Genomic DNA, 24,394 nt, shown 5'->3' with positions numbered 1-24,394 from the left:
CGGCGACCACTACGAAGGGACTACTAGTTAGACGAGCTAGTGACTCATTCGCGAAGGGAGCTGGACGTGCTGGACGAACTCGACCGCCTGCAGCTGCTCCCCGCCGACGTCGTGGATCCGCTGGTCGGCTCCACCCTCGCCTGTCGCTACCTCGTGCTCGAGCGGGTGGGCGAGGGCGGCAGCGCCGTCGTCTACCGCGCCCGCGATCTCCGCCTCGCCCGCCAGGTCGCGGTCAAGGTCCACCGCGACGTCCCGGACACCCCCAACGAGCGGGCGCGTCGCGAGCGCGAGATCCGCTTCCTGATCGACTCGCGTCACGCCTCCGTGGTGGACGTCCTCGACCAGGGCGATATCCCCGGCGAGGAGGGCGACCTCGCGTTCCTCGTCCTCGAGTACTTCGACCGCAGCGACCCGGCGGCCGACTGGTTCGCCTCCGGCGACCAGCGGCTCGTCGCGGAGGTCGGTGCCCAGGTGGCCGATGCTCTCGCGCACCTGCACGCGCAGGGCGTCCTCCACCGCGACGTGAAGCCCGAGAACGTCCTCGTCCGCTCGCGCGCCACCGCATCCGGCTTCTCCGCGCACGAGGCCAAGCTCAGCGACTTCGGGATCGCCCGCTCGGTCGACGACGCCCGGCTCACCCGCTCCGACGTGCTGGTGGGCACCGCCGCGTACCTCAGCCCCGAGAGCCTCGGCTCCGGCCCGGTCGGACCGGCGTCCGACGTCTACTCGCTCGGGCTGGTCCTCCTCGAGGCCGTCTCGGGCCGCAGGGCCTACACCGGCACGACGCTCGAGATCTCGATCCAGCGCCTCCACCACGCGCCCGTCGTCCCGGAGACGGTCCCGGCGGAGTGGCGCGAGCTGCTGACCGCGATGACCGCTCTCGATCCGGCCGACCGCCCCTCCGCCGAGGAGGTGGCACGCCGGCTCTGGGCGCGCCTGGCCGGCGGCCCCGCCGCAGCCCCCTCCCGCAGCGGAGTCACGGGCACGGTCGCCCTCGTCGCCGCGGGCCTGGTCGGCGCGGTGACGGCCCTCTCGCTCACCGGCTGGCTGGGCTGAGCACCCCGAGCGGTCCCCGTCCGCTCAGGTTCCTCGCGAGCGTGCTCCCGTAGGCTCCGGGCGACCCTCGACCGACCCCGAGCCGCGTCGCCGCGGACCGAACGGAGCCGATCCCATGAGCCCGCGCCGCCTCTTCCGCCTGCTGTCGATCGTCGAGGCGGTGACCTGGACTCTCCTGATCGTGGGGATGCTGCTGAAGTACGCGGCCGGAGCCGGCGACTGGCCGGTGAGCGTCGCCGGGCCGATCCACGGGTTCGCGTTCCTCGCCTACGGAGCCGCGGCCCTGGTGCTCGCGGTGAACCAGCGGTGGTCGGCGGGCGCGACGGCGCTCGCGGTCGTCAGCGCGGTCGTGCCCTATGCGACGGTCCCGCTGGAGCGCGGCTTCGAGCGCCGCGGCCTGCTGGAGGGCCCGTGGCGGACGCACGCCACGGACGACCCGCGCGACCGGCGCGTGACGAGCCGGCTCCTCCGCTGGGCGCTCGCGCGGCCCGTGCTCGCCGGGGCGCTGGTCCTGGCTCTGGTCGCCGTCGTCTTCGCGGCGCTGCTGGTGGTCGGCCCGCCCGGGGGCGGCGAGGCCTGATCCCGCGCGCGGCGTGCCTCAGACGGGGCGCGTCTCCGCGTCGATGAGGATCTCGGCGGCGCGACGCGCGTGCAGGGCGGCCTCCGGGGTTCCGGCGATGGCCGCGGTGGTCTGGGCGCCCTCGGCGAGGATCGCGAGCTGCGCGGCGAGCTCGGCGCCGCCTCCCGCCCCCTCGGCGAGGGTCGCGAGGAAGCGCTGGAACGTCTCCTTGTGGTCGCGCGCCATCTCGGCGACCATCGGGTTCGACGAGCCGAGCTCCCCGAAGGCGTTGATGAAGCCGCAGCCGCGGAACGAGTCCTCGGAGAACCAGTCGAAGAGGAAGTCGTAGATCGCGAGCAGCTTGCCGCGGGGTCCGTCCGCCGCGGCGACCCGGGTGGTCACGCCGAGGGTCCACTGCTCGTGCCGGCCGTGCAGGACGGCGACCACCACCGACTCCTTGCTCGGGAACTCCGAGTAGAGGCGCTTCAGCGAGACGCCCGCGGCCGTGCGGAGCTCGTCCATCCCGACGGACTGGATGCCGCGCTCGTAGTAGAGCCGGTCGGCGGCCGCGAGGATCGCCTCGCGGGGAGGGCGCTCGTCGAGGATCGGGGACATCCCTCCATGGTAGGCGGTACCAGAACGGGCGTTCTCGGTCGGCTGCCGCGCTCTCCGCAGGGGATCCGAGGGTCGGACGCTGCTGCTAGCGTCGCGCTCGGGTGCGCGGGCGCCCGGGAACGGGAGGCGGACGCATGGTCGTCGCGATGCAGGCCGAGGGATTCGACGGGCCGGAGGCGCTGCGCGCCGTCGAGGTCGATCCAGGGGAGCCGGCGCCCGGCAGGGTGCGGATCGCGGTGCGCGCAGCGGGCGTGAACCCGGCCGACGCGAAGCTCCTGCGCGGGATGTTCGGGCGCGGACGGGTGCCGGTCCGGCCGGGCAGCGAGGTCTCCGGAGTCGTGACCGCGGTCGGCGAGGGGGCCGAGGGGCCGCTCGGCCCGATCCGGGTGGGCGACGAGGTCGTGGCGTTCCGGGTCTCCGGCGGCTACTCCGCCGAGCTGGTCGCGCCCGCGAGCGCGGTCCTGCCCAAGCCCGCCGGGCTCGGCTGGGCGGCGGCCGCGGGCCTCCTGCTGGCCGGGACGACCGCCGAGCACCTCGTCGAGGCCACCCGCGTCTCCTCCGGGGTCACCGTCCTGGTGCACGGGGCGAGCGGAGCCGTCGGCTCGCTCGCTGTTCAGCTCGCGGTCGCCCGCGGAGCACGGGTGCTGGGCACCACGAGCGAGCGCGGCGAGGAGGTCGTCCGCCGCTTCGGCGCGGAGCCGGTCCGCTACGGCGCCGGGCTGGAGGAGCGCGTGCGCGTCCTGGCCCCCGGCGGCGTCGACGTCGCGCTGGACACGGCGGGCACCGACGAGGCGCTGGACGCCTCGGTGGCTCTGGTCGCCGACCGCTCGCGCATCGCCACCGTCGCCGGCTTCGAGCACGCCGCCCGCCTCGGCGGGATCCTGATGCTCGGCGGCGGACCGGGAGCCGATCCCGGCACCGCGCTCCGCGACGCCGCCCGGCCGGGCCTGCTCGACCGCGCCGGTCGCGGGGAGCTCGAGGTCGTGCTCGGGCCCTCCTTCCCGCTGACCGAGGCGGCCGCCGCGCTCGCCCTCGTCGAGTCGGGCCGCGCGCGCGGCAAGACGGTCCTGCTCCCCTGAACGAGACGTCCTCCCTCGACCTGCCGGCCCTCGGGCCCTTCGACTCCGCCGGCGCCGCGAGCCTCCTCCGCAACCACGCCCTCCCCGGAGTGGAGCGGGTCTCGGCCGACGGCCGGCGCCTGGAGCGCCTGCTCACCCTCGACGGGGCGCCGCGGCCGATCGTGCTCGAGGTGACGGAGACCGGGCTGCGGGTGGAGGCGGAGCCGGACGTGCTGACGCCGGCGGCCGCGGTCGTCCGTGCCTGGTTCGACCTCGACTCCGACGTGGTGGCGATCGGCGCCGAGCTCTCGCGGGATCCGCTGCTCGCCCGCTCCGTCGCGGCCCGGCCGGGGCTGCGCGCGACGCAGTACCCGGAGGCGTTCGAGGCGGCGGTGATGGCGGTCCTCGGCCAGCAGGTGTCCGTCGCCGCGGCCCGGACCTTCGGCGGACGCACCGCCGCGGCCTTCGGCGCCCCGGGAGAGCGCGGTCTGCTGGCGTTCCCGGCACCCGCCGCCCTGCTCGCGCCGGAGTTCGAGGCTCTGCGCTCGGCGATCGGGATCACCAACGCCCGGGCGCGGACGGTCCGGGCCGTCGCCGAGGCCTTCGCCGCCGGACCCGTGCTCGACCGCGCGGGCGACCTGCCGGAGCAGCGGCGCGCGCTCCTCGCGATCCCGGGCATCGGGCCGTGGACGGCCGACTACCTCGCGCTCCGGTTCCTCGGCGATCCGGACGCCTTCCCCGCCGGTGACCTGGTGCTGAGGAAGGCGCTCGGCCGGGTGAGCACGGCGGAGGCGGAGGCGGCGTCGCAGGCGTGGCGGCCGCACCGGGCGCACGCGGCGTTCCACCTGTGGGCGAGCACCGGAGCGGTCTGAGCGGGTGGACGACCCGAGTCGAGAGCCGCGCCCGGACCGGCGGCCGGGACCAGCCGCCGACGGATCAGGTCAGGTACTCGACGTCGTCGTACAGGATCGGCGCGTCCTCGGCGTCCGGATCCTCGACCGGGACGTCCTCGTGCTCGAGGATGACCGCGACGCCCGGGGAGACCAGCACGCAGACCTCGCGCTCGCCGGCGACCGTGAAGCTCACCATGTCGCCGCGGTTGCGCACGGCCTCGACCAGGCGCTTCTCGAGCTCCTCGGTGTCGAGGGAGACGGCGAGGAGGAAGCGGCGGCCGTCGATGCTGAGCGTGGTGCGCCGCATCGTCGCCTCGGGCTCGGGAGGCGTGCCGCGTCCGCCGCGGCCCGGCGTGACCGCCTTGACCCGCAGCGACGAGGCGTGCATCCGGATGACGGCGTTCACGAGCCCGCCTCCGGGCGCGACTCGTGGTGGCGGCGGCCGCCGGAGCGGCGGTCCTCCTTCATCTCGGACTCGAAGAGGTGGCGGCGTCCGCCGGCGAGCTCGTCGCGCGCGGCGCGCTCCTGCTCCCGGAACGCGGCGTAGTAGGTGTCGTCGTAGTCCTCGACGATCTGGAAGGTCCAGCGCCCCTCGATGACGTTGCGGCCGACGAGCTCGGCCTCGATCCGCTCGGCGGTCGCGGCGTGGCCGGCCTCGCGCAGCGCGTCGACGGCCTCGCCCAGAGCGAGGTCGGCCGCGCCGGTGAGCCGGTGGAAGCCGTAGAGCAGACCGCGGGCGTGCTCGACCGTCTCGAGCGCCTCCGAGAGCTTCCCGAGCGCCGCCACGGTGGCGTCGTCGAGACCCTCCGGGCGCAGGTGCGCGGAGTCGGGGTGGTCGTGTGAGCTGCTCATCCAGGTGAGCTTAGGCCGACCTAAATGCTCTGTGACCCCCTTGCGCCGCCGCCGGGAATGGTTCGTGCCCGGAGCGGCAGGGCGGTCAGGTGCACGTCGCGGAGTGCTCCGTCGTCGGCGACGGCGGTCAGGAAGGTGCAGGCCGGCTGGCGCCTCCGATCCGTCGGGGAGCCTGGATTGAGCAGGCGGAGACCCGCCGGGGAGACGGTGTCCCAGGGGATGTGGCTGTGTCCGAAGACGAGCACGTCGGCGCCCGGATGGGCGGCGTCGGCGCGGGTCTCGCGGCCGGTCGCCGCTCCGGTCTGGTGCACCACGCGGACGTCGAGGCCGGCGATGCGGGCGCGCGCGACCTCGGGCAGGCGGGCGCGCAGCGGCTCCGGATCGTTGTTGCCCCACACGGCCAGCAGGAGCGCCGCCCGCTCCTCCAGCGCGTCCAGCGTCGCCTCGTCGACCCAGTCGCCCGCGTGCACGACCAGGTCGGCCTCGTCGACCGCGCGCCACACCTCGTCCGGGAGGGCCTTCGCCCGCTTCGGGAGGTGCGTGTCGGCGAGCAGGAGGAGGCGGACCGGACCGTCGACCTCGGGCGGAGCGCCGTCGGTGCCGGGTCGCAGCAGGGGCATCAGCGGGCGGGGCCGGGCGTCGGCTCCACTCCGCCGTCGGCGCCGGGCTCGGTCGCGGTGCCGGAGCTGCGGAGGCGGGCGTCGAGCGCCTCGAGGTCCGCGGCGAACCAGAGGTGGTCGCCGCGGTTCGACTCGACGACGAAGGCCTGCAGCGCGCTCGACTCCGCCACCGGCCCGCTGACGTCGCCGAGGATCACCAGCCGCTTGCCGTACGAGACGAACTTCTGCACGAACTCGCCGGCGATGCCGGAGCGCAGGCGGAGGAACTCGGGGTCGAGCCGGCCGACGGGCACCACGATCGTCTCGACGTCGCCGCCGTAGGTCTCGCCGATCAGCGCGATCGCGTCGTCCGGGGTCGAGAGCGCGTCTCCGTCGTCGTCGACGAGCAGGAGGGGGACGCCCTGGCGGGTCTCGGTTCTCATCGGGCCAGCCAATCACGTCGGCCGGGGAGAGGCGAGCGGTGCCGTCCGGACCTCCGCTCGGGGCGTCCCCTCCTGCGCCGGTCGTGCTTGCGGGGACACGCCGATCAGGCGTCCGGACGGGCTGCCCGCACCGCCGCTACGAGCCCGGCAGCTCGACGCGGCGCTTGAAGCCCACGTGCGAGTCGACGAAGCCCAGGCGCAGGTAGAAGCGGTGGGCGTCGGTGCGGGCGGCGTCCGAGGTCAGCTGGACGAGCGGCGTGCGGAGCTCGATCGCAGCGACGTCCAGCACCCAGCGCACCAGGGCCGTGCCGATCCCGGCCGACCGCTCGGCGCTCGCCACCCGGACCGCTTCGACGAGCAGGCGGGAGCTGCCGCGGCGCGCCATCCCGGGGATCACGGTCAGCTGCAGCGTGCCGACCACGGCTCCGGCGCCGTCCACCGCGACCACGAGATCGTTGCCCGGGTCCTGCGCGATGCTCCGGAAGGCGGCCTCGTAGGCGGCCTCGTCCTCCTCGGCGGCGACGTCTCCGCGCCCGGCGCTGATCGGGTCGTCGGAGAGGAGCCGGACGAGCGCGGGGAGGTCGTCGAGCACCGCGCGGCGGAGGAGGAGGCTCGTCTCCCCGGGGCCGACGTCGCAGGGGAGGGTCAGGTCGGCGATCATGCCCTCATCCTCCCGCTGCTCCACGGCGGGAGCGGTCGTCGGAGGAGGGCAGGACGCGGCTGAGAGCGACAGGGGGATCCTGGTGCCCGGTCCGCACGTCCACGCGCCGCGTCCCGCAGCCGGCGCAGCGGACGTACACGACGACGCCCTCGCTGGTCCGATGGGCCGACTCGGTCGTCCAGCCGTGCTCGTGCGGATCGACGGCGGGAGCGAGCGGCTCGGAGGGGTGCGGGGAGGGAGTGGAGGTGCGCATGGGAGCCACTGTGCTGTCATGGTCTTATGCAGCTCAACCCTTACGGCGAGTACGCGGTCCTGCTCTCCGCCTCCCTCGCGAACGACTGGCCGTCTGACCGCGAGGGCATCGAAGCGCGCACGCGCGAGTTCGGCATGACGATGGCCTTCGAGTCCGGCCCGGACGACCACGCCCGGACGCGCGACGTGATCGACGAGTGGCTGGAAGTGGTCGACGCGCCGACTCCGAGCGACCGGGCGACGTCGCTGAACCGCCAGATGGCCGCGATCGCCGCGTATCCGCGCCTGACCGACCACGACGACGAGGGCTGGCACCTGCACTACCGCGACCAGGACCAGTCCCTGGCGCACGTCCTCCACGCCGTCATCGCGGTCGGCACGGCGCTGCACCTGACGACCCGGGGGATGAGCCGCCTCCTGCGGTGCGAGGCCGGTCGGGCGCCGGGCGACCACTGCCGGAACGTCGTCGTCGACGTGACGCGGAACGGCCGGCAGCGGTACTGCTCCGTCCGCTGCGCGAACCGGGCCGCGGTCCGGCGGCACCGCCTGCGGCACGCGGAGTGAGTCCGCGCCGCCCCGTCACTCCGCCGCTTCGCCGCCCGGCTTCATCCAGAACGGGGAGTAGTGGTAGCCGTCGAGGTCGTCGAACTGGCGCTGGTACATGAAGGGGTAGTCGTCGGTGTCGCCGATCCGGCCTCCCGCGGCAGCGGCCCGCTCGACGAGCTCGTCGACGGCCGCGCGGCTGTCGAGGTCGAACGAGACGGTCACCTTCGAGGGGGTGCCGGGGGCGCCGATCAGCTCCTCGGTGGCGCCGACGCTCTCGTACATGGCGTGGCTCGCCAGCATGACGGACGTGTCGGGACCGACCGCGAAGCAGGAGACGTCCTCGCGGGACATCTCGGTGTTCAGGGTCCAGCCGAGCGCGGTGTAGAAGGCGGTGGCGCGCTCGACGTCGTCGACCGGGCAGGTGATGAAGAGGCTCATGCGCTCACCCTCGCCATCCGCGGGCGGGCCGTCAAGAGCTCCGCGAGGGAACTCCGGACGGCCCGCCGGGACTCAGCGGAACGACCGCAGCCGCAGGCTGTTCAGCACGACGAAGACGCTCGAGAACGCCATCGCGGCGCCGGCCACGAGCGGCCCCAGGAGTCCGGCCATCGCGAGCGGGATCGCGGCCACGTTGTAGGCGAAGGCCCAGAAGAGGTTGCCCCGGATGACCGCGAGGGTGCGGCGCCCGAGGCGCAGGGCGTCGGGCACCCGGCCGAGGTCGTCGCCGACGAGGGTGATGTCGCTCGCCTCGATCGCCGCGTCCGATCCGGCGCCCATCGCGATCCCCACGTCCGCGGCGGCCAGCGCGGCGGCGTCGTTCACACCGTCGCCGACGAAGGCGACGTGGCGGCCCTCCGCACGGAGGCGCTCGATCACCGCGAGCTTCTCCTCCGGCAGCACCTCGGCGACGACCTCGTCGATGCCGACGGCCGAGGCGACGGCCTGCGCCGCCCGCGGGTTGTCGCCGGTCAGCACCATCACCCGCAGGCCCCGCTCGCGCAGGGCGCGGACGGTGCGGGACGCCCCCGGCCTCGGCTCGTCGCGGAGGACCGCGAAGCCGCGAAGCGCCCCCTCCCAGCCGACGCCGACGACGGTGCCGCCCTCGGCGGTCGCTCGCTCGGCGCGCTCGGCGAGACCGCCCGGCGCGAAGCCCCACTGCTCCTCCAGCCAGCGCAGCCGGCCGGCGACGACCAGGCGGCCCTCGACCCGGGCGCGCACGCCGAACCCGGTGCTGGAGCGGAATCCGGTCGCCTCGGGGACGTCGAGGTGCGCGGCCCCGGCCACGATCGCCGCGGCGAGCGGATGCTCCGACCCGCGCTCGACGGCGGCGAGCAACCGCAGGCTCTCGTCGTCGCTGGACTCGACGACCTGGAACGCGCCGGTGGTGAGCGTGCCGGTCTTGTCGAGCACGACCGTGTCGATCCGGCGCCCGGCCTCGAGCACCTCCGGCCCGCGGAGGAGGATCCCGAGCTGGGAGCCGCGGCCGGTGCCGACGAGGACGGCGGTCGGGGTGGCCAGGCCCAGCGCGCACGGGCAGGCGACGACGAGGACGGCGACGGCGGGAGAGACGGCGGCGGCGAGGTCGGCGCCGGCGATCAGCCAGCCGGCGAGGGTGGCCAGGGCGAGCACCACCACGACCGGCACGAAGACGGAGGAGACGCGGTCGGCGAGCCGCTGGACGCGCGCCTTGCCGGCCTGCGCGTCCGAGACGAGGCGGCCCATCCGCGCGAGCGTGGTCTCGGAGCCGACGCGGTCGACGCGGACGGTGAGCAGGCCGTGGGCGTTGAGCACTCCGCCGGTCACGGTCGAGCCCGGGCCGACCTCGACCGGCACGCTCTCGCCGGTGAGCATGCTCGCGTCGATCGCGCTCGAGCCCTCGAGCACGGTGCCGTCGGCGGCGACGGTCTCGCCGGGGCGCACGCGGAGGAGGTCGCCGACGGCGAGCGAGGACGCGGGCACGCGCTCCTCCTGCCCGTCGGCGGCGACGCGCACGGCGTCCTTCGCGCCGAGGCGGAGGAGCGCCCGGAGCGCCGCACCGGCGTCGCGCTTCGACCGCGCCTCCAGGTAGCGGCCGGCCAGCACGAGGACGGGGACGGCGGCGGCGACCTCGAGGTAGATCTCGTCGTGGCCGGAGCGGCTGCCCAGCAGCTCGAACGGCATGCTCATGCCGGGCCGCCCCGCGTCGCCGAGGAACAGAGCCCAGACCGACCAGGCGAAGGAGGCGCTGACACCGAGGCTGATCAGGGTGTCCATGGTGGTGGAGCCGTGCCGCAGCGCCCGCCAGGCGTTGCGGTGGAAGGGGAGCGCGCCCCAGACCGCGACCGGTGAGGCGAGGGCGAGGCACAGCCACTGCCAGTTCGCGAACTGCAGCGGCGGGATCATCGAGAGCAGGACCACCGGCACGGCGAGCAGCGCGGAGACGCGGAGCCGGGTGCGCAGGGCGCGCCGCTCCCGGTCGTCGTCGCTCTGCTCCTCCTGCTCCTCCGCGGGAGCCGCCTCGCCGATGGAGGGGACCGTCGCGCTGTAGCCCGCGGCCTCGACGGCGGCGATCGCGTCGGCGGGAGTCGTGCCGGGCGGGAGGGTCAGCGTCGCGCGCTCGAGGGCGAGGTTGACGGTCGCGTGGACTCCGGGGAGCGCGTCGAGGCGCTTCTCGACCCGCGCGACGCAGGAGGCGCAGGTCATCCCTCCGATGGCGAGCTCGAGCGGGGTGCCGGTGGTCTCGGTCACGTCAGCTCAGGGGAGCGAGGCGGTAGCCCGCGTCGGCGACGGCGGCGGCGATCTCCTCGCGGCCGAGCGGCCGGGAGGAGCCGACCGTGACGGTCGAGACCCCGTCGGGGGCGAGGGACACATCGACAGCCGAGACCTCGGGGTAGGCGGCGAGCTCCTCGGTGACGCTGCGGACGCAGTGCTCGCAGGTCATGCCCGCGACGCCGAAGCTCTGCACGGACGCGGCGGACAGGGAGCCCTGCGCCGCGTGGCCGGCGTCGGAGCGGCCGGCGCCGCCGTGGTCGCCGCACGCGCAGGCGCCGCCTCCGCCGCAGCCGCAGCCTCCCGTCGATCCGCTCGCGGTCAGGCCGAGGTCGATCCTGGTGCTCATGGGTCCTCCTGTGTGATGCGTCCGGTCCGATCCGGTCGATCGGCCCGGTGGGCGACCGGTCGGCACGCCGGTCGCGGCATACCCCCGGGGGGTACTCCATGGTAAGCCCGCCGAGCCCTCTCGGCAAGGCGGGAGGGCGGAGGAGGGATGATCTCAGGGGCGGCTCGGAGCCGCGCGAGGAGGGAGGGGCGCATGGATCCCGCATCGACGCCGCACTGGGGCGAGCCCCCGCCGCGCACGCCGCCGGCGGTCCCGCTGCCCCCGCGCACGCGGTTCGAGCCGACGGCGCTGCTCGCCGCGCCCCTGCCCGCCCCGGCCGCCGTCCGGGCCCGGGTCCGCCAGGCCGCCCCGGAGCGGCAGCGCCGGCTGGCGGCGCTCGCCGCGGTCACCGAGGGGTTCGCCGTCCTGCGCACTCCCGAGCTCGCCCGGGCGCTGCGCCGGATCGCGGCACCCGCCTCCGCCGCTCCGGCCGCCGCCGCCGCAGTGCTGGCCGTCGGCCGCGACGGACTCGAGCTCGCCGCCGAGCGCGCGGACGCCCTGCGCATCGCCGAGTGGGATCGGATCGTCTCGGTGGGCGTCGGCACCTCGCCCTCGGGTGCCCACCGGGTCCGCGCGCTGGTCCTGGCGGTCCTCGCGCCGCCGCCCGCCTCCGCCGTCCTGCGTGCGGCGAGGCGGCGCCCGCGCACCGTCCTCGTGCCCCTGGTCGTCGCCGCCCCGGCCGCTCTCGGCTGGCGCGTGGCCGACGACCGCACGTTCCTCCTCGCTCTCGACCGCCTGCAGCGCGCCCTCGAGGAGCGTGCCCGGTGAGGGCGCGGCTCCGCTTCGCCCTCGCGGCCGTCGCCGTGCTCGGCCTGGGCCTGGCGCTGCGGTTCGTGCTCACGGGGCTGCTCGCCGACCTCGCCGGCGGAGTGGCCTACGTCGTGCTGGTGGCGCTGCTGATCGCGTTGCTCCTGCCGCGCATCCCGGGCGTGACGGCTGCCGGGATCGCGCTGGCCTGGTCGATCGCGATGGAGCAGCTGCAGGCGATCGGAGTCGCGGCGCGCCTGGTCGAGCTGTGGGCGCCGCTCCGCCTCGTCGTCGGCACCACCTTCTCCTGGCTCGACATCGCGGCCTACGTCCTCGGCGCGGTCGTCGCCGCGGCCGTGCACCTCGCCGTCGCTCCGCGCGAGCAGTCCGCCTGACGGGAGGCCGCGCCCGGCGTCTCCCGCTCGCCTCGTCAGCGGGGCTCCCGCGGGGCGTCCCGGCGTCCGCCGAGGCGCCGGCCCCGCCCCCGGGCCACGGCCGAGGTGTCCCTGCGCTCCCCGGGGCGCCGCCGTCCCCGCGGTGCCTCGCCGGCGGACGCGGTGTCTCGCCACAGGAGCGACGCCGGCCGGAGCGGCGCGGTCCCTCCGCCCCCGCGCCCCTGATTAGGGTGAAGCCATGAGCGAGCCGGCACTCCCCGAGACGACGGCCCCGCGGGCCTCGGCCCCGCACGACCACCGCCGCGACCGGCGCATCCCCGAGCCGGTCGACCGGTTCGCCACCGGCGAGGAGTACCCCGAGTACCGCGTCGACCTGGAGCGGATCCGCTTCTCGCCGTACTTCGCCCGACTCTCCGCGGTGACCCAGGTCATCTCGCCCTCGGGCGTCGGCCAGGTCGTGCACAACCGGCTCACGCACTCGATCAAGGTCACCGCGGTCGCCCGCGCGATCGCGATGCAGCTGACCACCACCGATCCCGCCCAGCGCGAGCTGGTCGAGCGGCTCGGCGGCTGCGACCCGGTGGTCGTGCAGGCCGCGGCCAGCGCGCACGACCTCGGCCACCCTCCGTTCGGCCACCTCGGCGAGCAGGCGCTCGACCGGCTCGCGCGCGAGCGGCTGGGGCTCGCGGAGGGCTTCGAGGGCAACGCGCAGTCGTTCCGGATCCTCTCCGAGCTCGACGTCTGCGAGACGGTGGAGGTGGGGCTGAACCTCACCGCCGCCTCCCGTGCCGCCGTGCTCAAGTACCCGTGGGGGCGGACGGTCCACCGCCCCGGCATCGACTCCGCCGACCCGACCGAGCTGCCCCGCGGCTCGACCGCCAGCCGGTGGGAGACCGCTCCGCCGAAGTTCTCGGCGTACACGCTCGACCTCGACGACCTGCTCGACGCCCGCTCCGGCTTCGCCGCGATCGCCCCCTGGCAGCAGACCCTCGAGTGCTCGGTGATGGACGTCGCCGACGACATCGCCTACTCGCTGCACGACCTCGACGACTTCTACCGCGCGGGAGTGCTGCAGCAGGCGGCCGTCGCCGTGGAGTTCCGCGCGTTCCTCCGCGAGCAGAACGCGCTCGCCGCCCTCGACGCCGAGGAGCTGTGGGCGCGCGCCCCCGGGCACTCGCTCGAGATGCTCCGCCGGAGGCTCGTGGCCCGCGACCCGTGGATCGCGAGCGACGAGCACTTCCGCGCCTCCGTGGAGCGGGTGTCGACCGAGCTGGTCGAGGGGCTCCTCGCGCTCCCGTTCGACGGATCGACGCGCACCGAGCGCGCGATCGAGGCGTTCGTCTCCTCCTGGATCGGCCGTCTGCAGCGCTCCGTGGTGGTGCTCGCCGAGCCGAACGTCCGCTCGGGCCACCTCTCCCTCCTCCCCGACGCCTGGCACGACGTGGCCGTGCTGAAGTTCGTGCACACCCGCTTCGTGATCGACCGGCCGGACTTCGCCACCTACCAGCGCGGCCAGTCGCAGGTGCTCGAGACGCTGGTGACCCACCTCGACGCCTGGCTCGAGGACCCGCGCGACGGCTCGCGGGCTCCGCAGAAGCTGCTCGACCTGATCGAGCTCGCGACCGACGGCTACTTCCGCCTGCGCGCCGACCACCCCGACTGGCTCCCGGCGGACGAGCGCGGCCGGCCGACCTCCGACCCGGCCGCGCTGCAGCGGCTCGGCCGGGGGCGCGGTGTGGTCGACTACGTCGCGACCCTGACCGATGAGCAGGCGATGGCGCTCGCCGCCCGCCTCCGCGGCGATCGCGAGCCGTGGGCGATGGGGACCTGACGGCATTGTTCGTAGTTCTCCCGGGACTGCGCAACGACCCGCCTGAGGTCCATTTGCGCCACACCTAAATTTCGTCGGCCATCGAAGCGCGGATCGCAGTAACCTAACTAGGTGCGAAAGAAGCCGAGAGAAGTTCCTCGTTCCGACGGACGCGACGCCGCGGTTGCGCCGATTCATGTGTTGGCGAGACGAGCTCGCGATGCGCGTACTGCGAAACGTGAGCCCAATGATGAACGATCTTCCCATCTCACCTACTCGATATCTGATTCGGTGATAGGAAGTTCGATCCAATCGACGTCAACATCATCTTCGCACTGGTGATCCTTAGTTGATCCCGAGTAATTCGTCTTCGCATGCAAGCGCGCTCGAGTATGGGGATTTCTTTTTTGGTCTGATTAGGGAGGCCAGCTGGATCTCGCGTCGCGTCCTTACTGGTCGCTTCACTGACGAGTTCGAACAAGAGCGCCGACTAACTCTCGATGTCAATATCGCAGCGCTTGAAAGACGCTTTCATCACTCCAAATCTTTGCTGCCACTCTTCCTAGCGTCCGGGAAACCATTTCCGGTGCCTGTGCTCAGCTTGAAAAAAGAGCTACTGCTTGATATTCGAGTTGAGGACTTAGAAGGTCACTCTCTTCCGCTGCTAACAAAAGATCAGAGTTCCTTCTTGTCTTATTCACTCATTCTAAGTACTGCCCGGCATTTTGGGTGGGATGATCGTCGGACCACTCCGGAGTTTCGTCGTCAGCTCTTCAATGTTGTGAACGGCGATTCTGTCGAGTCGCTTCTTGAATTGCTGGGCGGTATAGATCCAAGGCTTGTCGACGGCGAGTCCGGTCTGACATACGTGCCACTCAGTGAAAACGAGCGATCGCTTTGGATTAGTTTTCTCAATGTTCGCGAATTGAATGATCTGCTTTTTGAGCTGTCGGAGCGATATTTCTTAATTGTCGAGCTTGTTCGCCTCGGGGGTCGGGAAGTCGAGTTGATAAAGGTCCGATGGACGGAATCAGCAAGCTTGAGGCCCCGCCGGTTCTGGACATTGGGACGCTTTGGATTAGGTCCACTGCTGCTGGAATCAGAAATGATTGCTAGCTTTGGTGACCGCGAGCACTATCGTGTGGAGGCACCTCCCGGAACGACCGTAAGGCGGTATGATGCGGAGGAGTGGGACGAACGTCAAGGGCAATGGATACCCGCGAAACTCAAAACACGCGGGTCTCTAACTAAAGTGTCGATGTACTCACGATCGCCAGGACTTCGGAAATATCGTATCCGAATAGGAGTAGAGCCGACTAGGTCGCCCTTTCTTGTTCCAGCAACCGTCGGTTCCACTTTCCTAGCATTCATTGTAAGCTTCTTCTTTATTCTTGAATATAATTGGGGGCAATTCTCTGGCTCGGGACCGTCTGCAGTAGTATGGCGATGGTCTGACTTGCTATCGACGGTCTCCGCAACCGACCCTCCTGCAAACCTTGACGGTTCGGTTGCCCTTCTGGCAATTGTTCCATCGTTACTCGTCGTCTATCTGGTGAAGGCGGGGGAGCATGAACTTGTGACGAAGCTTCTTTCCATACCGCGACTAATGCTTCTCTGTGCCGCATTAGCGGCCCTCGTCGCAACAGCGATTTTAGCTGCGCAGTTGAGCCGTGAGACCATTGAAGCCGCCCTTTTGGTGGCAGCCTCGCTTTGCGCACTCTCGGCACTGCAGCTCATATTCATGCTCATTCGATCGTCAATAAGCCACTACCGTGCGTTGCATCGGATGCGACACGAAACCTTCGCGTTGGTAAGCGACGAGGACTGAGGGTAACCAGCTCGCGAAGGTGAGATGGGCCGCAGCGGTCGATGTAGCCTTGTCGGCCCGCGTCCGTAGTGTCGGTCGCGGCGACTGGCTTCATCGTCCGCGCCAGGGTTGTTCGGGAGGTGCAAGGGTGGGTTGACACCGCGCGTCGCGTGTGGCCTCAGCGGCTCCTTGCCCGCAGTTCCGGGGGAGGAGCCGCCGCGGGGCCGCCGAGGACGCGTTCCGCGACCGCCCAGCGGGCGTCCAGGAAGCGCAGCCTGAACGACAGCGTAAAATCACGGAGGCACATGCCAGGATCGACAACTCGACAGGGAGTTCCGTTGGACGGAAACGCAACGACCACGCACCGCAACGTCGCATTGCTGTCCGTCGCGACCACGCTGGCTCCGCGCGTGACCACCTCGGCCGAGATCGAGGCCCGGCTCGCTCCGGCGCTCAAGCGCCTGCGGCTCCCCACCGGGCTCCTCCAGCGCGTCGCCGGCGTGCACGAGCGCCGCAACTGGGGCTCCGAGCAGGGCTTCGACGGAGCGGCGATCGACGCGGGCAAGCGCGCTCTCGCCGAGGCCGGCGTCCGCGCCGACCAGATCGGCCTGATCATCAACACGTCGGTGACCCGCAAGCACCTCGAGCCCTCGGTCGCCGTGCGCCTGCACCACGGGCTCGGCCTGCCCTCGTCGGCCATCAACTTCGACATCGCGAACGCGTGCCTCGGCTTCGTCAACGGCATGACCCTCGCCGCGCAGCTGATCGACTCCGGCCAGATCCGCTACGCGCTCATCATCGACGGCGAGGACGCCGACGAGATCCAGGTCAACACGATCGAGCGCCTGAGCCGCGAGGGCGTCAAGCGCAAGGACTTCATGAGCGAGTTCGCGAGCCTGACCCTCGGCTCCGGCGCGGCCGCGGCCGTCCTCGGCCCGGCCGACGAGCACCCCAAGGGCCACCGCATCCTCGGCGGCATCACCCGCGCGGCCACGCAGTTCAACGAGCTCTGCGTCGGCAGCGTCGACGGCATGTTCACGGACGCGAAGGCGCTGCTCAAGGGCGGCATGGAGCTCGTCCTCTCGGCGTGGAAGGAGGCCACCCGCGACTGGAACTGGAGCGGGATGGACCGCTACATCACGCACCAGGTGTCGGACGTGCACACCGACGCCCTGGTGAAGGCGGTCGGCATCGACCGCAGCCGCGTCCCCACGACCTACCCCACCCTCGGCAACGTCGGTCCGGCGTCGATCCCGATCACCCTGGCCCAGGAGGCCGAGACCCTGCAGCCCGGCAACCGGGTGCTGCTCATCGGAGTGGGCTCGGGCATCAACACCGCGATGCTCGAGATCGCCTGGTGAGCGCGCCCCACCCGGCCGAGCGGATCCGCGGAGCGCTCGGCTCCACGGCCGCGGCGCAGCTGCCCCCGGCCGGGCTCGACGGGCTCGATCCTGCGTGGTCGCGCCTCGTCGACGCTCCGGACGCCCAGGGCGTGCCGCGCCGCTGGCACCTGCTCGACACGGGCGAGGCCCTCGGCACGGAGCCCGTCGGCACCGTCCTCTGCGTGCACGGCAACCCCACCTGGTCCTACCTCTGGCGCCGCCTCGCGGCCGCCACGCTCGAGTCGGCCCGCAGCGGAGGCCCCGCCTGGCGGGTGGTCGCTGTCGACCAGCTCGAGATGGGCTTCTCCGAGCGGACCGGCGCCCTGCACACGCTCGCGGACCGCGTGCGCGAGCTCTCCAACCTCACCGACGTGCTCGGCCTCGACGACGTGGTCACCCTCGGCCACGACTGGGGCGGAGTCGTCTCGCTGGGCTGGGCGGTGGACCACCCGGAGCAGCTGCGCGCCACGATGCTCCTGAACACCGCGATCCACCAGAGCGCCGACGAGCCGATCCCGGCCCCGCTCCGGCTCGCGCTCGCCTCGGGCGTGCTCGGCGCCTCGACGGTCGGCACGCCGGCCTTCCTCGAGACGACCCTCGCGCTGGGGCACCCGGCGCTGCCCTCCGCGGTGAAGGAGGGGTACCGCGCGCCCTACCGGTCCGCGTCGCGCCGCGGCGGAGTGGGCGGCTTCGTCGCCGACATCCCGGTCGACTCCGCGCACCCGAGCGACCCGGAGCTGCAGCGCATCGCCGAGGGCGTCAGCGCCCTGACGACGCCGGCCCTGATGCTCTGGGGCCCGCTGGACCCGATCTTCTCCGACCGCTACCTCGACGACCTCGTCGACCGCCTCCCGCACGCGCAGGTCCACCGCTACGAGGGAGCAGGCCACCTGGTGGCCGAGGACGTCGACTACTCGTCCGCCGTCCTCACCTGGCTGGGCGACCTCTCCGACGGCGAGGAGCCGTTCGGCGGCGACCCCGCCCCCGACGTCCGCCGCCCGACCGCGCCGGTCGAGCCGCTCTGGGCGCACCTCGACCGCAACGCGCAGGACGACTCGCTCGCCCTGGTCGAGATGGCGCCTCCCGGAGGCGGCGGGCCCCGCTCGGTCTCGTGGCGCCTGCTCTCGCAGCGGGTCCGCGAGCTCGCCGCCGGGCTCCGCGCCTCCGGCGTCTCCCCGGGCGACCGCGTCTCGCTCCTCGTGCCGCCCGGTGCCGACCTGACGGCGCTGCTCTACGCGTGCCTGCGCATCGGAGCCGTCGTGGTCGTCGCCGACGCGGGCCTGGGCCTGCGCGGTCTCACCCGCGCGGTCCGCGGCGCCTGGCCGGATCTGGTGGTCGGCGCCCTGCCCGGCCTCGCCGTCGCGCGGGCCCTCCGCTGGCCCGGCGGCCGGGTCTCGACGCAGACACTGCCCCGCGCCTCCGCCTCGGCTCTCGGGGTCGACACCTCGCTCGGGCAGCTGATCGAGCTCGGCCGCGCCGAGCTGGCCGCCGACCCGGAGGCGCTGGGCGAGGCGCCCGCCGCCGACGCCGTGGCCGCGATCCTGTTCACCTCCGGCTCGACCGGCCCCGCCAAGGGCGTCGTCTACACGCACCGCCAGCTCGCCGGCGTCCGCGACGCGCTCGCCCGCCAGTACGGGATCGGACCGGGCACCGGCCTCGTCGCGGGCTTCGCGCCCTTCGCCCTGCTCGGTCCCGCGCTGGGCACGCGCTCCGCCACTCCGGACATGGACGTCACCGCGCCCCGGACGCTCACCGCGGCCGCCGTCGCCGCGGCCGCCGCCCGGGTCGACGCGACCGTGCTGTTCCTCTCGCCGGCCGCACTGGCCAACGTCGTGGCCACCGCCGGCGCGCTCGACACTGACGACCACCGCGCCCTCGCCGGCGTGCGCACCTTCCTCTCGGCCGGGGCCCCCGTCTCGGCGGGACTGCTCGGCGAGGCGCAGGCGCTCATGCCGAACGCCTCCGCCCGCACTCCCTACGGCATGACCGAGGGGCTGCTGCTCACCGACGCGTCGCTGGAGGGCATCCGCGAGGCCGCCTCCGACGACGATCCGCGCGGAGGCGTCTGCGTGGGCGTGCCCGCCGCAGGCGTCCGGCTGCGGATCGCCCCGCTCGACGCCGACGGCCGCGCCGCGGACGAGCCGGAGGAGATCACCGGCACGACCGGCGAGATCGTCGTCTCGGCCGGTCACGTCGAGGACCACTACGAGCGCCTCTGGCTCACCGACCGCGCCGCCCGCGTCGGCGCCGTCCCGGGTGAGCGCTGGCACCGCACCGGGGACGTCGGGCGGATCGACTCCGCCGGCCGCCTCTGGGTCGAGGGCAGGATGCCGCACGTCGTCGTCACGCCCGACGGCGTGGTCACGCCGGTCGGACCGGAGCAGCGGATCGAGGCGCGCGTCGCCCCGGTCGCCCGCGCCGCGATCGTCGGAGCCGGCCCGCGCGGAGTCGCGCAGCTGGTCGCCGTGGTCGAGCTGCGTTCGGGCGCGCGCCGCGTGGTGCTGGCCGAGGAGGCCCTCGCCGCCGAGGTGCGCGCGGCCGTCGGCCGGCCTGTCGCCGCGGTGCTCGTCGTCCCGGCGCTTCCCACCGACATCCGCCACAACTCCAAGATCGACCGGGCCGCGCTCTCGCGCTGGGCCGAGGGCGTGCTCGCCGGCGGCCGGATGGTGGCTCCGTGAGGGTCCTGGTCACCGGCGCGAGCGGCCTGCTCGGCGGTGCGGTGGCCGCGGGCCTCGTCGCCCAGGGGCACGAGGTCCGCACCTTCCAGCGCCGGCCCTCCGGGGTCGCGGGCGTCGAGGAGGCGCGGGGCTCGCTGACGGATCCGCGCGCGGTCGAGGAGGCCGTCGACGCGGCCGAGGGCGTCGTGCACCTCGCCGCGAAGGTCTCGCTCGCCGGCGATCCGGGCGACTTCGACCGCGTGAACGTCGACGGCACCCGGCGTCTGCTCGCCGCCGCCGCCCGCGCCGGCGTGAGCCGCTTCGTCCAGATCTCGTCGCCCTCCGTCGCCCACTCCGGCTCCTCGATCACCGGCGACGACGCCGAGCCCGCCGATCCGGACCGGGCCCGCGGCGACTACGCGCGCACCAAGGCCCGGGCCGAGCTGCTGGCTCTGGCGGCCGACGCCCCCGGCTTCGCGGTGGTCGCCGTGCGTCCGCACCTGGTCTGGGGTCCGGGCGACACCCAGCTCGTCGCCCGCATCGTCGAGCGGGCGCGCGCCGGCCGGCTGCCGCTCCTCGGGCACGGCCAGGCGCTGATCGACTCCACCTACATCGACAATGCCGCCTCGGCGATCGTCGCCGCTCTCGGGCGGGCGGAGGAGGTGCACGGCCGCTCCTACGTCGTCACCAACGGCGAGCCGCGCCCGGTCGCCGAGCTGCTCGCCGGGATCTGCCGCGCCTCGGGCGTCGAGCCGCCGCGCTGGTCCGTCCCCGCCTCCGTCGCCCGCGCTGCGGGCTCGCTCGTCGAGCGCGTGTGGGCCGTGCGGCCCGGCGCCGATGAGCCGCCGATGACCCGCTTCCTCGCCGAGCAGCTCTCGACCGCGCACTGGTTCGACCAGCGCCGCACGCGCGCCGATCTGCAGTGGAGCCCGTCGGTCACCCTCGACGAGGGTCTGGCGCGCCTGTCCGCCGCCCGCTGAGGCGCCGGGTCCGGAGACGACGGAACGGACGGGACCCTGTCGCCGAGGCGAGGGGGTCCCGTCCGTCCGGGGCTCCCGCGACGGATCGCGGGAGGGGAGCCGAGGTCAGTCGGCGAGGATGAGGTACAGCGCGCGACGGGTCTCGTCGAGCTTGGCGGAGGCGGCGGCGCGCTGCGCCTCGGTCGCTCCGCGGAACTGCTGCACGACGCCCATCAGCTTGCCGACGTTCTCCATGAAGGCGCGATCGGCGTCGCTCGCGCCGGGGGTGGCCTCCCAGGCCGCGTCGAGCTCGTCGGCGTGCTCGCGCACGTAGGTGCCGCCCGCGTCCGTGAGCTGGTACTCGGTGCCGCGGCCCTCGCCGACGGCCGTGATGAGGCCCTCGTCGACGAGCTGCTGGAGGGTGGGGTAGACGGAGCCGGGGCTGGGACGCCACGATCCGTTCGTCTTCTCGGCGATGGCCTTGATCAGGCCGTAGCCGTTCGAGGACTTCTCGGAGAGGAGGGAGAGGAGGGCCGCGCGGACGTCACCGCGTCGGGCGCGTCCTCCGCCGCGGCCGAAGGGGCCGCCGAAGCCGGGGCCGAAGCCCGGGCCGAAGCCGAAGCCGGGCCCGAAGCCGCGGCCGTGACCGCCGGGTCCGCGGCGCTGTCCGCGGCCGGGGTGCTCGTGGCGGGAGGAGTGGTCGCCGTCGCAGGAGTCGCGGCGGTCGTCGGAGAAGAAGGTCCTGGAGTTCATGGGTGTGCTGCTCTCTGTCGTGAGGGGATCCCTTTCGATCGGATCCGGTCGCCCGTCGGGAGCGGCTGCTTCCGATCTGTCGGCGATGCAGTAACGATATATCGGCGACGGATCGGATGTCAACACCTGAACTGCCCGTAGCCTGGGAGCTCCCCGTCGATCGAGAGGTCCCGCATGCCGCGTCCCGACTCCGAGCTCGAGGCGTACCTCGACTCCTCCCTCCTCGCCGGGGACGTCCTCACCGGCCGCGCGAGCAACCTCGGCAACCTCCGCGGCCTCGCCGCCCGCGAGCCCGCGCACCTCTACGGGGTGGACGTGGCCGAGCACTGGACGCTCGAGAGCCTGCTCGCCCTGATGGGGGAGCGCGTGGGGATCAGCACCGACCCCTCCTTCGAGAGCGGGCAGGACCGGATCGACGCCCGCCTGACGGTCGCGGGGCTCGCCCGCTACCGCGAGCGGTTCGCCGCCGCTGTCCGCGAGGGGGCGCTCCTCCTGTTCGCCACCGCGCACCCCGCGACCCTGATGGACGTCTACCGCCGCTTCGCTGCTGCCGCGACGGAGCGGGGCGCCCGCGTGATCGACGTGAATGCGCTCCCGTTCGCCGCCCCCGACGGGATCCGCGTGCCTCTCGCGGACGAGCACCAGGCCCTGTGGTGCACCGGCGGGGTCACCTGCGTCTACCGCGGGGGAGGGCTGCAGCACACGCACTCGCCGGAGCCGATGGACGCGCTGCTCGACCGCCTCGACGAGCTCGGCATCCGCCCCGACCTGGTCGTCGCCGACCACGGCTTCGCGGGCGCCGCCGGCCGGCGGGGGCTGCCGGTCATCGCGATCGCCGACTGCAACGACCCGGCGGTGTTCGTCGCCGAGGCGCAGGGCTCGATCGAGGTGGTCGTCCCGATCGACGACGGGCTGGCCGTCCACCTCTACGAGCCGGTGATCGACTTCGTCCTCCGCGCCCTCTCGGAGCCCGCGCGCACCTGACGGCTCGTAGAATCGCCTTCGGCTCGTCGCGATCCCGGATCCGACGGGCCGACCGTTCTCCCGAGTCCCCGCACTCGCCACCACTGCAGACGGAGCATCCGTGACCCAGCCCCACGACGGCCTCCTCCCGCGCTTCGCCGTCGGCGTCGACATCGGGGGGACGTCGATCAAGGCGTCCCTCGTCGACGTCACCACCGGCGAGCGGGCGGCTCGGCGCTTCGCGGTCGCGAACCCGCTGGGCAAGGAGCCCGAGGACTTCGCCGAGGCGATCGCCGGAATCGTCCGGGATGTCTCGCCGATCGCGGGCACGCCCGTGGGCGTCGGCTTCCCCGGGATCGTCCGCGGCGGCGTCGTCCGCCAGACCACCCACGTCTCGCAGCGCTGGGTCGGGCTCGACGCGCAGGCCCTCCTCTCGGAGGCGACCGGGGTCGACGTCGTCGTCGTCAACGACGCGGACGCGGCCGGAGTCGCCGAGCGCGAGTTCGGGGCCATGCGCGGACGCGAGGGCCTCCTCCTGCTGACCACCCTCGGCACCGGCATCGGGACGGCGCTCGTCCACGAGGGCGTGGTGATCCCCAACTCCGAGCTCGGTCACCTGCACATCGACGGTCCCGACTTCGAGCCGCAGGTCGGCTTCTCGGCCGTCCGCCGCGAGGGCATCACCCTCGAGGAGTGGGCGGGTCGCCTCAGCGTCTACTACCGGCACCTCGAGATGCTGCTCTCGCCGCAGCTGTTCGTGATCGGCGGCGCGGCGGCGCACGTCTTCGACGAGTTCGCCCGCTTCCTCGACATCGGCACCGAGATCGTCCCCGCCCGCTTCGGCAACGACGCCGGATTCACGGGCGCCGCGATGGTCGCCGTCTCGCCCGACCGCCTCGCTCCCTGGTACCGCTCCACTCGCGGCGCCCGCCTCGACCCCGGGGCGCCCGCCATCGCCGACTGACCCCCTCCCTGCATCGAGGGAGCCCCGACCCGTCGAGGTAATCCGGCGGAGCGGGGTCCCTCGACGGTCCGGGGTTCCCTCAGCGGGCCGACAGGCCGCGGTAGACGGCGTCCAGCCGGGCGGCGGCGGCCGGCCAGGAGTGGGCGGCCGCCCAGTCGACGCCGCCGCGGCCGAGACGCGCCAGCTCACCGGGCGAGCCCAGCAGGGTCAGGATCGCCTCGGCCCACGCCGCGGGGGAGTCGGAGTCGAGCAGCACGCCGCTCCCGCCGTCGCGCACCGCGTCCACCAGGCCGGTCGTCCTGCGCGCGAGCACGGGAGTGCCGCTGCCGGCCGCCTCGAGCGCGATCAGCCCGAAGGTCTCGGCCGCCGAGGGCACGAGCGCCAGCTGCGCGCTCCGGAGCCGCTCCGCCACCCGGTCGCGGTCGGCGGCCCCCTCGATCAGCACGCGGTCTCCCAGCGGAGCCGCCACGGCGCGCACCGCGTCGAGGTACGACTCCCGGCCCGGTGCCGCCCCGCCCACCAGCCGCAGCACCGGCCGCTCCGCCGGCGCGATTCTCGCGACCGCCTCGACCGCCAGCAGCTGGCCCTTGAGCGGCTGCACCCGGCCGACCAGGACGACTCCGGAGCGCTCGCCGCCGCCCGGGCGGAACCGCGCGTCGACTCCGGGCGGCACCACGACGACCCGGTCCGGATCCGCGCCGTACCCGCTGACGACGTCCTCCCGCTCCGAGGCGCCCGCCACCACGATCGCGTCGGCGGAGGCGAGCACGGCGCGCTCCGCGTCGATCCGCTGCTGCGGCTCCGCGACGTCGCCCGGGGCGAGCCGGGCGTTCTTCGCGAGCGAGCCCGAGTGCATCGAGTGCACGTGCGGCCTGCCGGTGAGCGCCCCCGCGAGGCCCGACACCCAGTAGTGCGAGTGCACGACGTCGGCCCCCTCCGCGGCGCGCGCGAACTCCGGCGCCGCGGCTGCCAGCGCGTACTTGTCGCCCGCCGGCACCGGCACGCCGACCACCCGCACACCCGGCGCGAGCATCCGGACGCCCTCGCCGCGGGTCAGCACCTCGATCTCCCAGCCGAGCGCAGCCAGCTCCGGGAGCACCGCCGCGAGGTACACGTTCATCCCGCCCGCGTCGCCCGTCGACGGCTGCTCGAGCGGGGAGGTGTGCGCCGAGACGACGGCCAGACGGGGCATCCCTCCATCGTAGGGACGGCCGTGCGTCCTCCACGGATCCCGGCCCGCGGCTCGCAGCGCCTCCGGAATCGGGTTGAATAGACGGATGCGCTCGT

26 protein-coding genes are annotated in these 24,394 nt (G+C 73.6%); 14 read left to right on the top strand and 12 right to left on the bottom strand.

The features are described from left to right. The first annotated feature begins 66 nt into the window (after window positions 1-66). Window positions 67-1,056 (top strand): serine/threonine-protein kinase, encoded by a 990-nt coding sequence (locus C5C39_RS05595; protein ID WP_181136327.1) that lies wholly within the window; start codon window positions 67-69, stop codon window positions 1,054-1,056. A 115-nt stretch (window positions 1,057-1,171) separates the two neighbouring features. Beyond that, window positions 1,172-1,636, top strand: coding sequence for a DUF3817 domain-containing protein (locus C5C39_RS05590; protein WP_104225947.1), 465 nt, complete (start codon window positions 1,172-1,174; stop codon window positions 1,634-1,636). An 18-nt stretch (window positions 1,637-1,654) separates the two neighbouring features. On the opposite strand, the gene C5C39_RS05585 is transcribed toward C5C39_RS05590, so the two are convergent. Next, window positions 1,655-2,230: a TetR/AcrR family transcriptional regulator gene (locus C5C39_RS05585; protein WP_104326110.1), complete on the bottom strand. Its 576-nt coding sequence runs from the start codon at window positions 2,228-2,230 to the stop codon at window positions 1,655-1,657. 134 nt (window positions 2,231-2,364) lie between these two features. Between C5C39_RS05585 and C5C39_RS05580 the strand changes: the two genes are divergently transcribed. Further along, window positions 2,365-3,309, top strand: coding sequence for an NADP-dependent oxidoreductase (locus tag C5C39_RS05580; RefSeq protein ID WP_258069511.1), 945 nt, complete (start codon window positions 2,365-2,367; stop codon window positions 3,307-3,309). After that, the gene (locus tag C5C39_RS05575) at window positions 3,306-4,160 is read left to right on the top strand and encodes an AlkA N-terminal domain-containing protein (protein ID WP_308471209.1); all 855 of its coding nucleotides are present in this window, start codon (window positions 3,306-3,308) and stop codon (window positions 4,158-4,160) included. Before C5C39_RS05580 ends, C5C39_RS05575 begins: the two co-directional genes overlap by 4 nt. Window positions 4,161-4,224: 64 nt before the next feature. Here C5C39_RS05575 and C5C39_RS05570 read toward each other — a convergent pair whose 3' ends face one another. The 6 genes from C5C39_RS05570 to C5C39_RS05545 form a co-directional block, all read right to left on the bottom strand. Continuing rightward, the gene (locus tag C5C39_RS05570) at window positions 4,225-4,587 is read right to left on the bottom strand and encodes a hypothetical protein (protein WP_104224172.1); all 363 of its coding nucleotides are present in this window, start codon (window positions 4,585-4,587) and stop codon (window positions 4,225-4,227) included. Further along, window positions 4,584-5,033, bottom strand: coding sequence for a hypothetical protein (locus C5C39_RS05565; protein WP_104224173.1), 450 nt, complete (start codon window positions 5,031-5,033; stop codon window positions 4,584-4,586). The genes C5C39_RS05570 and C5C39_RS05565 overlap by 4 nt, the downstream gene beginning before the upstream one ends. Window positions 5,034-5,053: 20 nt before the next feature. Beyond that, window positions 5,054-5,653 carry a metallophosphoesterase gene (locus tag C5C39_RS05560; protein ID WP_104352859.1) on the bottom strand — a complete coding sequence of 200 codons (600 nt, stop codon included), beginning with the start codon at window positions 5,651-5,653 and terminating at the stop codon, window positions 5,054-5,056. Beyond that, a complete protein-coding gene (locus C5C39_RS05555; protein ID WP_104352858.1) occupies window positions 5,653-6,075 on the bottom strand; it encodes a DUF4180 domain-containing protein in 423 nt (140 codons plus the stop codon). Before C5C39_RS05555 ends, C5C39_RS05560 begins: the two co-directional genes overlap by 1 nt. Before the next feature lie 136 nt (window positions 6,076-6,211). Beyond that, window positions 6,212-6,736, bottom strand: coding sequence for a GNAT family N-acetyltransferase (locus tag C5C39_RS05550; RefSeq protein WP_104352857.1), 525 nt, complete (start codon window positions 6,734-6,736; stop codon window positions 6,212-6,214). Window positions 6,737-6,740: 4 nt separating this feature from the next. Continuing rightward, window positions 6,741-6,989 carry a hypothetical protein gene (locus C5C39_RS05545; RefSeq protein WP_104352856.1) on the bottom strand — a complete coding sequence of 83 codons (249 nt, stop codon included), beginning with the start codon at window positions 6,987-6,989 and terminating at the stop codon, window positions 6,741-6,743. A gap of 26 nt (window positions 6,990-7,015) precedes the next feature. Between C5C39_RS05545 and C5C39_RS05540 the strand changes: the two genes are divergently transcribed. After that, complete coding sequence (locus C5C39_RS05540) at window positions 7,016-7,552, top strand: CGNR zinc finger domain-containing protein (RefSeq protein ID WP_104352855.1); 537 nt, start codon at window positions 7,016-7,018, stop codon at window positions 7,550-7,552. Between the two features lie 15 nt (window positions 7,553-7,567). Here the strand turns inward: C5C39_RS05540 and C5C39_RS05535 are convergent, their stop codons facing one another. The 3 genes from C5C39_RS05535 to C5C39_RS17815 all read right to left on the bottom strand — a co-directional run bounded on the left by C5C39_RS05535 (window position 7,568) and on the right by C5C39_RS17815 (window position 10,631). Beyond that, complete coding sequence (locus C5C39_RS05535) at window positions 7,568-7,972, bottom strand: VOC family protein (protein WP_104352854.1); 405 nt, start codon at window positions 7,970-7,972, stop codon at window positions 7,568-7,570. Between the two features lie 72 nt (window positions 7,973-8,044). After that, window positions 8,045-10,261 carry a cation-translocating P-type ATPase gene (locus C5C39_RS05530; RefSeq protein ID WP_258075778.1) on the bottom strand — a complete coding sequence of 739 codons (2,217 nt, stop codon included), beginning with the start codon at window positions 10,259-10,261 and terminating at the stop codon, window positions 8,045-8,047. Window position 10,262: 1 nt separating this feature from the next. After that, window positions 10,263-10,631, bottom strand: coding sequence for a heavy-metal-associated domain-containing protein (locus tag C5C39_RS17815; RefSeq protein ID WP_104257137.1), 369 nt, complete (start codon window positions 10,629-10,631; stop codon window positions 10,263-10,265). 192 nt (window positions 10,632-10,823) lie between these two features. Here C5C39_RS17815 and C5C39_RS17410 point away from each other — a divergent pair, with 192 nt between their 5' ends. The 7 genes from C5C39_RS17410 (at window position 10,824) to C5C39_RS05500 (ending at window position 20,448) form a co-directional block, all read left to right on the top strand. Next, window positions 10,824-11,438, top strand: a complete 615-nt coding sequence (locus tag C5C39_RS17410; RefSeq protein WP_181067801.1) for a hypothetical protein — start codon at window positions 10,824-10,826, stop codon at window positions 11,436-11,438. Continuing rightward, complete coding sequence (locus tag C5C39_RS17405) at window positions 11,435-11,812, top strand: DUF2809 domain-containing protein (protein ID WP_181136326.1); 378 nt, start codon at window positions 11,435-11,437, stop codon at window positions 11,810-11,812. Before C5C39_RS17410 ends, C5C39_RS17405 begins: the two co-directional genes overlap by 4 nt. A 238-nt stretch (window positions 11,813-12,050) precedes the next feature. Continuing rightward, the gene (locus tag C5C39_RS05515; protein ID WP_104233447.1) at window positions 12,051-13,643 is read left to right on the top strand and encodes a deoxyguanosinetriphosphate triphosphohydrolase family protein; all 1,593 of its coding nucleotides are present in this window, start codon (window positions 12,051-12,053) and stop codon (window positions 13,641-13,643) included. 565 nt (window positions 13,644-14,208) lie between these two features. Further along, entirely contained in the window at window positions 14,209-15,450 is a 1,242-nt protein-coding gene (locus C5C39_RS17175; RefSeq protein ID WP_146083878.1) for a hypothetical protein, read from the top strand. Window positions 15,451-15,734: 284 nt separating this feature from the next. Further along, entirely contained in the window at window positions 15,735-16,790 is a 1,056-nt protein-coding gene (locus tag C5C39_RS05510; protein ID WP_104224183.1) for a 3-oxoacyl-ACP synthase III, read from the top strand. Beyond that, the gene (locus C5C39_RS05505) at window positions 16,787-19,489 is read left to right on the top strand and encodes an alpha/beta fold hydrolase (RefSeq protein ID WP_258075777.1); all 2,703 of its coding nucleotides are present in this window, start codon (window positions 16,787-16,789) and stop codon (window positions 19,487-19,489) included. The genes C5C39_RS05510 and C5C39_RS05505 overlap by 4 nt, the downstream gene beginning before the upstream one ends. Further along, window positions 19,486-20,448 carry an NAD(P)-dependent oxidoreductase gene (locus C5C39_RS05500; RefSeq protein WP_104352852.1) on the top strand — a complete coding sequence of 321 codons (963 nt, stop codon included), beginning with the start codon at window positions 19,486-19,488 and terminating at the stop codon, window positions 20,446-20,448. Before C5C39_RS05505 ends, C5C39_RS05500 begins: the two co-directional genes overlap by 4 nt. 105 nt (window positions 20,449-20,553) lie before the next feature. On the opposite strand, the gene C5C39_RS05495 is transcribed toward C5C39_RS05500, so the two are convergent. Beyond that, window positions 20,554-21,180, bottom strand: a complete 627-nt coding sequence (locus C5C39_RS05495) for a PadR family transcriptional regulator (RefSeq protein WP_104224185.1) — start codon at window positions 21,178-21,180, stop codon at window positions 20,554-20,556. 174 nt (window positions 21,181-21,354) lie between these two features. Between C5C39_RS05495 and C5C39_RS05490 the strand changes: the two genes are divergently transcribed. Together C5C39_RS05490 and C5C39_RS05485 are read left to right on the top strand one after the other, a co-directional pair. Further along, on the top strand, window positions 21,355-22,164 hold the full coding sequence (locus C5C39_RS05490; protein ID WP_104352851.1) for a phosphatase: 810 nt from the start codon (window positions 21,355-21,357) through the stop codon (window positions 22,162-22,164). Between the two features lie 100 nt (window positions 22,165-22,264). Continuing rightward, window positions 22,265-23,107 (top strand): ROK family protein, encoded by an 843-nt coding sequence (locus tag C5C39_RS05485; protein ID WP_244229583.1) that lies wholly within the window; start codon window positions 22,265-22,267, stop codon window positions 23,105-23,107. 79 nt (window positions 23,108-23,186) lie between these two features. On the opposite strand, the gene C5C39_RS05480 is transcribed toward C5C39_RS05485, so the two are convergent. Next, window positions 23,187-24,299 carry a glycosyltransferase gene (locus C5C39_RS05480; RefSeq protein ID WP_104352850.1) on the bottom strand — a complete coding sequence of 371 codons (1,113 nt, stop codon included), beginning with the start codon at window positions 24,297-24,299 and terminating at the stop codon, window positions 23,187-23,189. Window positions 24,300-24,394: the final 95 nt, after the last annotated feature.

Source organism: Rathayibacter sp. AY1F3, assembly GCF_002931975.1.
GTDB lineage: Bacteria > Actinomycetota > Actinomycetes > Actinomycetales > Microbacteriaceae > Rathayibacter.
The sequence above is the reverse complement of the archived record's forward strand: the minus strand, read 5'-3'. Positions and strand labels throughout refer to the sequence as shown.